At 72.6% G+C, this 12,154-nt stretch carries 11 protein-coding genes; 5 read left to right on the top strand and 6 right to left on the bottom strand.

Features of this window, described 5'->3' with window-relative positions; all coding sequences use genetic code 11:
* The first annotated feature begins 84 nt into the window (after positions 1 to 84).
* From ACGF3A_RS14380 to ACGF3A_RS14370, 3 genes are all read left to right on the top strand, one after another.
* A complete protein-coding gene (locus tag ACGF3A_RS14380) occupies positions 85 to 924 on the top strand; it encodes an IS5 family transposase (RefSeq protein ID WP_393729442.1) in 840 nt (279 codons plus the stop codon).
* Positions 925 to 999: 75 nt separating this feature from the next.
* A complete protein-coding gene (locus tag ACGF3A_RS14375) occupies positions 1,000 to 1,503 on the top strand; it encodes a hypothetical protein (protein WP_393729440.1) in 504 nt (167 codons plus the stop codon).
* 98 nt (positions 1,504 to 1,601) lie between these two features.
* The gene (locus tag ACGF3A_RS14370; RefSeq protein ID WP_393729438.1) at positions 1,602 to 2,306 is read left to right on the top strand and encodes an Lrp/AsnC ligand binding domain-containing protein; all 705 of its coding nucleotides are present in this window, start codon (positions 1,602 to 1,604) and stop codon (positions 2,304 to 2,306) included.
* On the opposite strand, the gene ACGF3A_RS14365 is transcribed toward ACGF3A_RS14370, so the two are convergent.
* From ACGF3A_RS14365 to ACGF3A_RS14355, 3 genes are all read right to left on the bottom strand, one after another.
* Positions 2,212 to 3,423 (bottom strand): MBL fold metallo-hydrolase, encoded by a 1,212-nt coding sequence (locus ACGF3A_RS14365; RefSeq protein WP_393729436.1) that lies wholly within the window; start codon positions 3,421 to 3,423, stop codon positions 2,212 to 2,214. The genes ACGF3A_RS14370 and ACGF3A_RS14365 overlap by 95 nt on opposite strands.
* Before the next feature lie 206 nt (positions 3,424 to 3,629).
* Positions 3,630 to 4,940 carry a BNR-4 repeat-containing protein gene (locus tag ACGF3A_RS14360; protein ID WP_393729434.1) on the bottom strand — a complete coding sequence of 437 codons (1,311 nt, stop codon included), beginning with the start codon at positions 4,938 to 4,940 and terminating at the stop codon, positions 3,630 to 3,632.
* 44 nt (positions 4,941 to 4,984) lie between these two features.
* On the bottom strand, positions 4,985 to 6,304 hold the full coding sequence (locus ACGF3A_RS14355) for an MFS transporter (RefSeq protein WP_393729432.1): 1,320 nt from the start codon (positions 6,302 to 6,304) through the stop codon (positions 4,985 to 4,987).
* On the opposite strand from ACGF3A_RS14355, the gene ACGF3A_RS14350 reads away from it, so the two are divergent.
* Positions 6,243 to 8,777 (top strand): FAD-dependent oxidoreductase, encoded by a 2,535-nt coding sequence (locus ACGF3A_RS14350; protein ID WP_393729430.1) that lies wholly within the window; start codon positions 6,243 to 6,245, stop codon positions 8,775 to 8,777. The genes ACGF3A_RS14355 and ACGF3A_RS14350 overlap by 62 nt on opposite strands.
* On the opposite strand, the gene ACGF3A_RS14345 is transcribed toward ACGF3A_RS14350, so the two are convergent.
* A complete protein-coding gene (locus ACGF3A_RS14345) occupies positions 8,768 to 9,337 on the bottom strand; it encodes a barstar family protein (protein ID WP_393729428.1) in 570 nt (189 codons plus the stop codon). The two genes, ACGF3A_RS14350 and ACGF3A_RS14345, sit on opposite strands and share 10 nt — an antisense overlap.
* Before the next feature lie 23 nt (positions 9,338 to 9,360).
* Positions 9,361 to 9,975, bottom strand: coding sequence for a LysE/ArgO family amino acid transporter (locus ACGF3A_RS14340; protein WP_393729426.1), 615 nt, complete (start codon positions 9,973 to 9,975; stop codon positions 9,361 to 9,363).
* A 73-nt stretch (positions 9,976 to 10,048) separates the two neighbouring features.
* Here ACGF3A_RS14340 and ACGF3A_RS14335 point away from each other — a divergent pair, with 73 nt between their 5' ends.
* Positions 10,049 to 10,963, top strand: a complete 915-nt coding sequence (locus ACGF3A_RS14335; protein WP_393730672.1) for a LysR family transcriptional regulator ArgP — start codon at positions 10,049 to 10,051, stop codon at positions 10,961 to 10,963.
* A 382-nt stretch (positions 10,964 to 11,345) separates the two neighbouring features.
* On the opposite strand, the gene ACGF3A_RS14330 is transcribed toward ACGF3A_RS14335, so the two are convergent.
* Complete coding sequence (locus ACGF3A_RS14330) at positions 11,346 to 12,113, bottom strand: IclR family transcriptional regulator (RefSeq protein WP_393729424.1); 768 nt, start codon at positions 12,111 to 12,113, stop codon at positions 11,346 to 11,348.
* Positions 12,114 to 12,154: the final 41 nt, after the last annotated feature.

The raw sequence follows: 12,154 nt of genomic DNA, 5'->3' as shown, positions 1-12,154 counted from the left end.
CCTCCTCCTGTCTCACTCCGACACGCCTTGAACAGTCCCCTTTGACCACTGGCCAGGGCGGCCATCCCGCAGTACATCCAAGACATGACCGGGCAGCGCGGCTACCCCAGCGACCTCTCCGACGCCCGCTGGGCACTGATCGAACCGGTCCTCACGGACTGGCGGGTCAAACGTCGTCAGTACGCCCTGGACATCGGGCGCCCGCCCGAGCACGACCTACGGCAGATCGTGAACGCCATCCTGTACGTGGACCGCACCGGGATCCCCTGGCGCTACCTGCCGCACGACTTCCCGCCCCACCCCACGGTCTACGGCTACTTCGCACGGTGGCAGCAGGACGGCGTCTTCACGCAGCTCACCAGGCTGCTGAGGAGCCTGGTCCGCCAGGCCGAGGGCCGAGACGGAGAGCCGTCGGCCTGTGTGCTGGACTCCCAGAGCATCAAGACCTCCGCCAACGTGCACCGTGCCGACCAGGGCACCGACGCCGGGAAACGGATCATCGGCCGCAAGCGCAATCTGGGCTGCGACACCCTCGGCCTGCTGCTGACCGTCCTGGTCACTGCCGCCAGCGTCTCCGACACCGCGGCCGGCGTGACCCTGCTCTCACGGATCGCCGCCGCCCACCCCCACATCCGCAAAGCCTGGGTGGACGTCGGCTACCGCACCACCGCCATCGAGCACGGCGCCCGCCTTGGCATCGACGTTCACCCCGTCCAACGCGAGCCCGGAGCCAAAGGCTTCAAGGTCATTCCGAGACGCTGGACCATCGAACGGAGCATCGGCTGGCTCATGCACCACCGCCGCCTCGCCCGCGACTACGAGAGACACCCACACCGATCCGAGGCCATGATCCACCTCGCGATGATCGACCTCATGGCCCGCCGTCTCACCGGCGAAGCCACCCCCAACTGGCGCGGAACTTAACAACAAGGCGCCAGAACGTCAGATTTGTTGGAAATTCAACCGACCCATTACGTGCCTGGCCGATGGGAATTTGCCATGCAGTGGTTCACTCTGCTGTCGACGCTCCTAGGGACAGCTATCGGCGTAGCCAGCACTCTCATATCGGAACGTTTCCGCAGCAAGGAAGCTCGCCTGCAGCTCCATCAGGCAGTCCGAACCGAAGCCTACTTGAGCTTCCTGCAATCCATGAATGAATCGGCCGGAGCGTTCCGCGGTCTTGCCCTGACGGCAGCGCAAGCCCCTCCTGACCAGCTACAGGAGTCCAGTCGTCAAGTCTTCAAGGAAAGCAGTCTTTACGTCACGCGTGAGCGAATCATCCTGTTCGCCCCCAACTCCGTGGCAGCCGCTATGAATGTGGTGTTCAACAGCCTGCTCCAAATGCAGGAGGCTGTGAATCTTCGCTGCGACAGGTACAGCCCGGAGTTCCTCAGCTGCCTAAATAAATATGCCGATTCTGTGCAAATGCTGAGATCCGAAATGCGAAAGGATGTGGGTGCCGAGCCATTGCGGAACGATGTTGAGTGGGCGCCACACGGGTGAGAACTGCCGAACGCAGGAGCTGTGTGACATCAGTCAGCGCGAGCGCACAACCGCCCTACGCGGTGCGACCACCGCCGCGAGGCTGGAGCAAACACCAATTGTCGGACCAAACACTCAGTCAGCCGGACTGGTCGATCACGGGCGAGGGCAACCCCTGGCACGTCCGGCTCACGGCCGAGCCGGGCCGCGCGGACGAGCTCGCCCGGCGTACGGCCGCCCTGCCCGAGGCCCAGCTCGTCGCGACGACGGCGGGGCGCACCGACATCTACGCCGTCGTGCAGCCCGGTACGCGCGGCGCCGTGCGCGAGCTGCTGACGGCGCGGCTGCCGTCGATGCCGGGGGTGGGCTCGGCCCGTTCCGAGCTGGTGCTGCGCGCGCTGACCAGGACGGACAGCTGGCGGGTGCCGCGCCTGGCGGCGGAGCACCTCGAGGAGGTGGGCGAGCCGCCGTCGGCCGCCGGACGCGCCCCGGCCGCGAAGATCGCCCGCGAGCTGGGCGTCGCCCAGTCCACGGCGTACCGCACGGCGCGGCAGCTCCTGCGGGACGGCGTCGTCCGCCCGCGCGTCGAGATCGAGCCCGCGCTGCTGGGGTACGCGCTGGAGGCCGTCGTCACCCTCACCCTCGCGCCCGGGGACACGGAGCACGCCGCCGAGGTGCTCGCCCGCCACCCCTCGGCGCGCTACGTGAGCCTGGCGGCGCTGCCGGGGATCAGCGCGGTCGTGGTGCTGCCGGTGCTGGACGTGCTGCGCCGGAACTGGCTCGACCGCCACGACGGGCTGCTGCGGGGGCCGTCCGGCGGCTGACCCGGCCGGCCAGGCCGCCGCGGCTGACCCGGTCGCCGGTCGCGGCCGCGACCGCGCGCCACCACGGCTCGGCGGGCAGCTCCTCGGCGGAGGGCTCGAAGGAGCCGCCGGGCCTCGGCACCGCCGCCCGTACGCCCGCGGCCGCCGCGGCCGCGAGGGTGCGCTCGGCGGGCTCGGCCCAGGGGTGGAGGGCCAGGTTGAAGGTGCCCCAGTGGATGGGGAGGACCGGGGCCTCGGCGCGGGCCAGGCCGAGGTGGGCGCGGACGCCCTCCTCGGGGGTCATGTGGATGTCGGGCCAGAACGCCTCGCTGTACGCGCCGATCTGGATCATCGTCGCGTCGAACGGGCCGTACCGCTCGCCGATGTCCGCGAAGCCCGGGAAATAGCCCGTGTCGCCGCTGTGGAAGACCCGGTGCTCCGGGCCCGTGACCGTCCACGAGGCCCACAGCGCACGCTGCGCGTCGCGCAGTCCGCGCCCGCAGAAGTGCCGCGCGGGCGTCGCGGTGAGGGTCAGCCCCGCCACCTCGGCCGACTCGTGCCAGTCCAGCTCGTCCACCCGGGCTGCGGGGACGCCCCAGCGCTCCAGGTGCGCGCCCACGCCCAGCGGCACGGCGAACCGGGCGCCGGAGCGGGCCAGGGCGCGGATCGTGGGGAGGTCCAGATGGTCGTAGTGGTCGTGCGAGACGACGACGGCGTCGAGCGGGCCCAGCCGCTCCAGCGGGACCGGCGCGGGGTGCAGCCGCTTCGGGCCCACGAACGAGAACGGCGAGCAGCGCCTCCCCCACACGGGGTCGAAGAGCACGCGCCGTCCGTCGATCTCCGCGAGGACGGTGGAGTGGCCCAGCCAGGTGAGGCGCAGCCCGGAGGCGGGCGGCGCCGACAGGTCGGGCCGCTCCAGGGGGATCGCGCCCGCGGGCTTACGGCCCCGGGTGCGGAGCAGCGCGCGCATCATCTGGCCGCGCGTCCCCGTCGCGCGGGGCGCGTCCGGGGCCGCCTCGGGGTTGGTGAAGCGCCCCGCCGCCCTGTCGTAGTGCGGGGACCGCTCGATACGGGCGAGCCGCTCGCCCTCGGGCCGGGCCCCGAAGGACAGGGGTCGCACGCTGCTCAGGTCTCTCACGAGGTCGCTCTCCGTTCTGCCGCCGCTCTCGCTGAACGCGCGTGCGCCCGCCGTTGTTCCGACGGCTCCGGCTCCGGTGCGTTCCTGAGCGTACGACCGGCGGGGGCGCCGTGCGCGGCGACGGCGGCGGACGGCTCCGCGCTCGGCGGCGCGTGGTGGGGCCGTCCACGCTCTCAGCGCCGTCCGTGGTGGAGCCGTCCGCCCTCTCAGCGCCGTCCGTAGTGGAGCCGTCCGCCCGCGACGTCGGCCAGATAGAGCACGTCGCCCCCGTCGGCGTCGCGGCGGACGGCGAGGCGCTCGGCGGGGACGCCGGGCGCGACGGACGCCGCGGTCCACTTCCCGCCGGACTCGGTCGCGGCGAAGGCGCGGTCGGCGCCCGCCGACTTCGCGAAGTAGACGCGCTTGCCGTCCTGTTCGTCCCAGGTGATGCCGACGGCGGCGCGCGTCTGGGCACCGGCGTGGACGGTCTGGCGGGCCCAGCGGCCGTCGCGGAGGTAGCCGTAGCGGACGTCGAACCGTCCCTCGCTGCCCGCGTGCCGGTAGCGGTAGGCGACCTTGGGGCGGCCGCCGTCCAGGGCGAGCTTGGCGCTCTGCACGGCGGGCCCGGCGTACGCGGGATCGCTGGTCCACTCCTCCCCCGCGGTGACGGGCTGCACGGTGTCGGCGGTCGCGGGCGTGACGGGGGCCTGCTCGCGCGCCCCGGCGCTGTCGCGGAAGGTGCCGTCGGCGGGGTCGTAGCGCAGGTAGGAGAGCTGGTGGCGGAAGACGGCTGCGGGGTGGCTCGCCCACTCGAAGAGCAGGTGGACCCGGCCCTGCGCGTCGGTCTGGATGTCGTCGGGGTAGACGGAGCGGTTCTCGGCGCCCGCGAAGTCGGCGACCTTGCTCCACTTCGACGCCGAGTCGTCCCAGTGGTAGAGCCCGCCGTGGCGCGCGCTGCCGGAGACGTCGACGCGCGCGATCAGGTAGAGGTCGCCGTTCGGGGCCGTCGTCACGACGGGGTAGGTGATGCCCTTGCCCTGGTCGGGCAGGTCACCGGCGTGGTTCACGGGGTCGCCGGAAGCACCGCCGGGCGCGTCGGAGCGGAAGTAGCGCCAGGTGTCGTTGTGCATCGAGGCGAAGACGTGCAGCCGCCCGCTGCCGTCGCGGGCGACCGAGGGCTGGTTGTGGCCGATGTCGTCGGCGTACTCGGCCTGCTTGCCGTCCCGCTGCCGCACCGGCAGCTTCGTCCACTCCCCCGAGGGCGCGCGGCGCGCGACGGCGACCTTGTGGCGGCTCTCGTCGGCGGCGGGCTCGTTGAAGGCGAAGTACGTGTACGAGCCCGCGCCCTTGTGCGTCGCGACGGGCGACCACCAGCCCGCCTGGTTGGAGGAGTCCATGGGGTAGGGCACGACGCTGGTCGCCGGGTCGGCGGCGGCGTCGGCGGCGTCGGCGGCGGCCCGCGCCGGGGCCGTCGCCGCGAGCGGGGTGAGCAGCGCGAGCGCGAGGAGGGGCGCGGCGCGGCGGAACGTACGGGACACGGCTGCCTCTTTCCTTGTGGGGGGGGTCAGGCGGTCGGGACGGTTCAGGGCGTCAGTCGCGTACGGGCCGTCTCGCGGGCCCGCAGCAGGGCGATCATGGAGACCAGGGCGATCACCATCAGGTAGAAGGCGGGCGAGAGGTCGTAGTCGGTCGCGCTGACGAGCCAGGTCGCGAAGTACGGGGTCATGCCGCCGAAGAGCGCGGTCGCGATGTTGTACGCGACAGCCATCGCGCCGTACCGCACCCGCGTGGGGAAGAGCTCGGCGAGGGCGGCGGAGCTGGCGCCGTCGAAGGCGGCCATGAAGACGCCGAGCAGGATCATCGCGAGGCACGCGAGCACCGCGTGTCCCTGGGACATCAGCCAGAACGCGGGCCAGGAGAGCAGCACGAAGCCGAGACAGCCGCCGATCATCAGCGGCCTGCGCCCGTACCGGTCGGAGAGCGAGCCCATGAACGGCACCAGCACGGCGATCACGAAGAGCCCGATGGTGGTGATGGCGAAGGCGGGCACCCGGTCGAAGTCCAGCGTGGTCTGGAGGTATCCCGGCATGAACGTCTGCAGCGCCCAGTGGCCGACGGCCTTGATGAGCATGAAGCCGATGCAGAAGAGCATGGCCGTACGGGCCGTGGCCAGGCTCTCCTTGAGCGGTGAACCGGCGGTGCCGCCCGACTCCTTGAGCCTGCGGAACTCCGGGGAGTCCTCCAGCCGCGTACGGAGATAGACCCCGGCGATCCCGAGCGGCGCGGCGAGCAGGAACGGGATGCGCCAGCCCCAGTCGTCCATCGAGGACTCGGAGAGCGCGGCGGTCAGCAGCAGCACGAGCCCCGAGCCCGCGACGAACGCGGCGAAGCCGGTGGCGTCGATCCACGAGGTGACCCGGCCCCGCCGGTCGGCGGGCGCGTACTCGGCGAGCAGCGTCGTGGCCCCCGCCGACTCGCCCCCGGCCGCGAAGCCCTGCACCAGCCGCGCGAGGACGAGCAGCACGGGCGCGAGGACGCCGACCGAGGCGTGGGTGGGCAGCAGGCCCATGGCGAGGGTGGCCGCCGAGGTGGTGAGCACGACGAGGGCGAGGGTGCGCTGACGGCCTATGCGGTCGCCGAGCGAGCCGAAGAACAGCCCGCCCAGCGGCCGCATCACGAAGCCCGCGCCGAACACGGCGAACGTCGAGAGCAGTTCGGCCTGCTCGTTCCCCGAGGGGAAGAAGTTGTGCGCGAGGATCACGGCCAGCGTGCCGTAGATCCCGAAGTCGAACCACTCCACGAAGTGGCCCAGCCCGGCCGCGACCAGCACCCGGCGCAGCGTGCGCGGGGGTACCCCGGTGTCCTCCGCCTCTGTGGTCCCTCTGTCATGCGTGTCCTGCACAGCGGCCTCCACCGTTCCCAGCCAGTCCCAGGTTCCGTTCGATCTGCCGCGAGAAGTTACAACAGATCCCATACACTGCATAGTGATTGCACAATCTGAAAGTGATGTACGTTCCTATGGGACAGCAACCACTTCACAGCACCGTTTGTGCGAAGGAGCCGGAGCCATGCGCGAGGAACAGGCCCGTCACGACATCGCCGTCATCGGCGGAGGACTCGCGGGGACGTGCGCGGCCATCGCCGCCGCACGCCTCGGCCGCCGGGTGGCGCTGGTCCACAACAGGCCGGTGCTGGGCGGCAACTCCAGCAGCGAGGTGCGGGTGTGGGTCTGCGGCGCCACCGCACACGGCGTGCACCGGTACGCCCGGGAGACCGGCATCATGGGCGAGCTCTACACGGAGAACCAGTTCCGCAACCCCGAGGGCAATCCGTACTACTGGGACCAGGTGGTCCTCGACGCCGTCCTCGCCGAGCCGCTCATCGACCTCTACCTCAACACCGATGTGCGCGAGGCCGAGGCGAGCGGCCCCGAGGACGCCCGCGTGCTGCACTCCGTCACCGGCTGGACGCTGGGCTCGGAGCGCCGGACCACCTTCCGCGCCGAACAGTTCCTCGACTGCACCGGCGACGGCCTGATCGGCCATCTCGCCGGTGCCCGTCACCGCATCGGCCGCGAGGCCCGTGCCGAGTACGACGAGCCGTGGGCCCCCGAGGAGGCCGACGGGGCGCTGCTCGGCTCGACGATCCTCTTCTACACCAAGGACGCGGGCCGCCCCGTGAAGTTCGTGCCGCCCTCCTACGCGCGCGACCTCTCCACCACCCCCATCCTCCGCAACCGCGTCCTGCGCACCGGCGACAACGGCTGCGACTACTGGTGGATCGAGTGGGGCGGCGAGCTCGACACCGTCCACGACAACGAGCGGATACGCGACGAGCTGCACGCCGCGATCATGGGCATCTGGGACCACATCAAGAACTCGGGCGAGTTCGAGGCCGACAACCTCACCCTGGAGTGGGTCGGCAGCCTCCCCGGCAAGCGCGAGTACCGCCGTTTCCTCGGCGATCACGTCCTCACCCAGCGGGACGTCCTGGAGCAGCGCCAGTTCCCCGACGCGGTCGCCTTCGGCGGCTGGTCGGTGGACCTGCACCCGGTCGAGGGGATGTACGCGAACGAGCCCGGCGCGCGCCAGCGGTACGCCGACGGCATCTTCCATATCCCCCTGCGCTGCCTCTACTCGGCCAACGTCGCCAACCTCTTCTTCGCCGGGCGCGACATCTCCGCCACCCACGTCGCCTTCGGCGCCACCCGCGTCATGGCCACCTGCGCCACGCTCGGCGAGGCCGCGGGCACGGCGGCGGCCCTGTGCGTGTCGGAGGACCTGTCCCCGCGCGGACTGGCCACGGAGCGGCTGGACCTCCTCCGCCACACCCTGGTCCGCCAGGACGCCTCCGTGATCGGCCTCGCCCACACCGACCCCGCCGACCTCGCCCGTACGGCCCGGGTCACCGCCTCCTCGACCACGGAGGTGCTGGCGGCCGAGCCCGACGGGACCGAGGAGGAGTACCCCCTCACCCGCGACGTCGGCCTCCTCCTCCCCGCCGACCCCCGCCTCGACAGCGTCGCGCTCCTCGCCTCCACGGACCTGCCCGACGGGGCGGAGCTGAGCGTCGAGCTGTGGGACACGGGCCTCCCCGAGAACGGCGTACCCGTGCGCCACCTGGCCACCACGGCGGCACAGGTCAAGGCCGGGCCCACGGCAGGGCAGGCCGCGTGGGCGACGGCGCACTTCGGCCACGTCCCGGCGTCAGCGTCGGCGTCGGCGTCCCTCCCGGCCCAGGTCGTCGTGCTCGTCCGCGCACACCCGCACGTCTCGCTCCGTCTCGTACGGCAGCGCGTGGACGGCGTGCTGTCGCTGCGCCGCAAGGCCCAGGGCGACGCGGCGGTCGACCACGACATCCCGGAGGAGGAGGGCCAGCGGGTCGTCGAGTGGTCGGCGCGCGAACTGCGCCGCAGCTCCTTCTGCTTCCGCGCGGCCCCCGAGACCCGCGCGCTCGCCCCGGACAAGGCGGTCGGCGGCTACCAGCGCCCGTACGGCGGCCCCCAGATGTGGTCCTCGGCCCGCGTCGCCGACCCGTCCCGCATGGACGAGTGGCTGCTGCTGGAGTGGGACGCGCCCCAGGCGCCGCGCACGGTGCACCTCGTCCTGGACGACGACGTCGACGAGTACCTCAACAACCTCCACCGGCACCGGACCCCGTTCGAGATCATGCCGGAGCTGGTCAAGTCGTACGTCCTGGAGGGCCGCGACCCCGCAGGACACTGGCACGAGCTGGCGCGCGTCGAGGACAACCGGCGGCGGCACCGCGTGCACGACGTGGACGAGGGCCTGGGGCTGTGCGCCCTCCGCGTCCGGACGACGGCCACGCACGGCGCCGACCGCGCCCATGTCGTGGCGGTCCGCGCCTACGCCTGAGCCGGGCCGGGCGGCCAGTCGACGGGGGTCAGACCGGCCAGGAGGCGGCCGTCCGCGAGGGCGACCGCCACGTCCATACCGCGCGCCGCCCCCTCGGCGAAGGCCGCGGGGGCGGTGCGGTCCAGCAGGAGGACGAAGTGCTGGGCGACGCGTGGCCGCCATGCGTCGAGGTTGCCGTCGGCGTCGAGGCGGAGGTTGGAGTGCCAGGCCGCCTGGGCGAGGACCGAGACGAGCACCCCCAGGAAGTCGGCCTCGCACAGGCCGTCCGCGTGGTCGATCAGGATCGCGAGGTCCTGGTTGCCGTGGCCGGGGCCGTGCCAGTCCTGGAGGCAGTCGACCAGGGCGTCCCAGTTGTGGCCGAAGTACCCGGCGAAGGACAGCTCCCGGGCGAACGTACGGAAGACGGACGCGGCGTCCCGCAGCTCACGGCCGTCGACACGCAGGACCAGACCGCCCCGCCGTACGAGGGTGGCCGTCTCCGACGTCAGCCAGGGGTCGGCGGCGGAGGTGAACACGACCCAGGGGGCGCGGCGTTCCGTCAGCGTGGGCTTCGGCGGCATGGGGTGATCCTTGCAGGTGATCCTTAAAGGGCTCCGGCTATCAGCGTCGTGCCGATGGCCGCCATGGTCACGGCGATCACGGCGTCGAGGGCGCGCCAGGAGGCGGGGCGGGCGAAGAAGCCGGTGAGGAGGCGGGCGCCGTACCCCAGCGCGGCGAACCAGACGACGCTGCCGAGGACGGCGCCCGCGCCGAAGACCCAGCGCTCGTCGCCGTGCCCGTTGGCGACGGAGCCGAGCAGCAGCACGGTGTCGAGGTAGACGTGCGGGTTGAGCCAGGTCAGCGCCGCGCAGGTGAGCAGCGCCGCCCGGCGCGAGGACGCCGTGCCGCCCTCGGCGGTCATCGCCTCGGGCCGCAGCGCGCGCCGCGCGGCCAGCACCGCGTAGGTGAGGAGGAACCCGCCGCCCGCCAGGCCGACCAGGGTCAGCAGCGGCGGCCACGCCTCGACCACGGCGCCCACGCCCGCGACGCCCGCCGTGATGAGCGCGGCGTCCGAGAGCGCGCAGAGGACGACGACCCCGAGGACCGCCTCGCGGCGGATGCCCTGGCGGAGCACGAACGCGTTCTGCGAGCCGATGGCGACGATGAGCGAGAGGCCGGTGCCGAATCCTGTGGCACCGGCGGCGAGTGTGGTTCCCATGCCGGTGACGTTAGGTAACCGGCCGAGGGTAAGTACAGGTAAAGATTCTGATGTAGCTTAAGCAATCGTGAAGATGTCGGTTTCCGAGCTGCCGCTCGACCAGGTACGGACGCTGCTCGCGGTGGTGGACGAGGGCACGTTCGACGCCGCTGCCGCCGCACTGCACGTGACGCCCCCTGCGGTCAGCCAGCGCGTGAAGGCCCTGGAGCGCCGGACCGGCCGCGTGCTGCTGACGCGGACCAAGCCGGTGCGGCCCACGGAGTCGGGACAGGCGGTCGTACGGTTCGCGCGGCAGGTCGCGCAGCTCGAACGGGACACGCGGGCCTCGCTCGGGATGAGCGAGGAGGACGAGCCGTTCCTGCTTCCCGTCGCGGTCAACGCGGACTCCCTGGCGACCTGGTTCCTGCCCGCCCTCTCCCGCGTCCCGGAGGACGAGGGCATCTGCTTCGAGCTGCACCGCGAGGACGAGTTCCACACCCTCGAACTCCTCCGCGAGGGCGTGGTGATGGCCGCCGTGACCTCCTCGTCGGTCGCGGTCGCGGGCTGTACGGTGCGGCGGCTCGGCACGATGCGGTACCTGCCGGTCGCCGCGCCCCGCTTCGCCGAACGCCACCTGGGGACCTGGCCCGAGGTGCCGCTGCGGGAGGTGCTGCCGGACGCGCCCGCGATGTTCTTCGACCGCCGGGAGACCTTCCAGGACGACTTCGTGCGGCGGCTCACGGACGGGCGGCGCGCGGCGAGTGCCCGGCGGCACTACGTCCCGACGTCCGACGGCTTCGTCGACGCGATCACGGCGGGCCTCGGCTGGGGCATGGTCCCGGAGGAGCAGGCCGAACCGCGCCTCCGCGCGGGGTCGTTGATCCGCCTGGACCCGGACCGCGACTCCCGCGTCCCCCTCTTCTGGCAGCAGTGGCGCCTGGACTCGCCCGCGCTCGCCGTTACGGCTGAAGCCGTCCTCTCTGCGGCGTCGCAGAGCCTCGGTCCCTGACGCCGGGAAGGGGTTGCCCCTTGCGGCGCGTGCCGGGCTGCGGGTGCGCCTCGGCTGAGCGCGCAGTTCCCCGCGCCCCCAAGAGTCACCCTCTTCCGCTGGAAGAGACTGCCCCGTCCGGCACGCCGCTGACTGCGGGTACGCCACGGCTGGGCGCGCAGTTCCCCGCGCCCCCAAGAGTCACCCTCTTCCGCCGGGAGAGACTGCCCCGTCCGGCACGCCGCTGACTGCGGGTCCGCCACGGCTGGGCGCGCAGTTCCCCGCGCCCCTGACGGGGCACCTTCGCAAGGGGGCTCATCTTGGGGGCGCGGGGAACTGCGCGGCCGGTCACGACGCAGTCGCAGTCCGCGACGCACGGGAAGGGGCACCCCCTGCCCGGCGGTCAGCGCGCGCCCAGCGCTTGGCTCACCGCGTCCGCGCACTCGATGACCTCGCGGGCGAGCACGCTTCGGGTCTCCTCCTCGCCGAGGACCGAGGCCGGGCCCCAGAGGGAGATCGCGGCGACGATCTCGTCGGCGGCGTCGCGGACCGGGGCGGCGAAGGAGGCGCGGCCGAGGGCGCGTTCGTTCGCCTCCACCGCGTACCCCGTGCGCCGTACCTCCTCCACCGCCGCGTCCAGCGCCTCGTGGCTGACGGCGGTGAACTCGGTGTGCGCGGCGAGGGGTTCGCCCAGCAGCGCGCGCCGCTCCTCGGCGGTCATGCCGGAGAGCAGGCACTTGCCGATGCCCGTCGCGTGCAGCGGCGCCGTGTGGCCCGCCTGGGTCTGGGACTTGGGGGCGCGGGGCCCCTCGAAGTTGCAGAGGAACATCAGCGCGTCGCCGCGCCGCACGGCCGCGTTCGCGCCGAGCCCCGTGCGGGCCGCGAGGCCCTGGAGGACCATGCGCGAGGCACGGTGCACGGGGTGCCGGTTGGCGGCGACGGCGGCCAGCGGAAGGGTGCCGAGGCCGAGCCGGTAGAGGTTGCTGACGGGGTCGCGTTCGACCAGGTCGACCGCTTCCAGCGTGGCGAGGAGGCGGGAGGTCGTGGAGGGCCCGAGGCCGACCATGGACGCCACGTCGGACACCCGCAGCTCGGGCCGCCCCTCCGCCAGGGCGCGCAGCACCGCCGCCGCGCGCTCCACGCTCTGGTTGTTCCCCTGCTCAGCGGCCATGCCGCCCCTCCTCTGCACGCGCGTTGCACAACGTGCACGAC

Origin of the sequence: Streptomyces sp. NPDC048172, assembly GCF_043202595.1 — a bacterium.
GTDB lineage: Bacteria > Actinomycetota > Actinomycetes > Streptomycetales > Streptomycetaceae > Streptomyces.
This window is presented reverse-complemented; position numbering and strand designations above follow the sequence as displayed.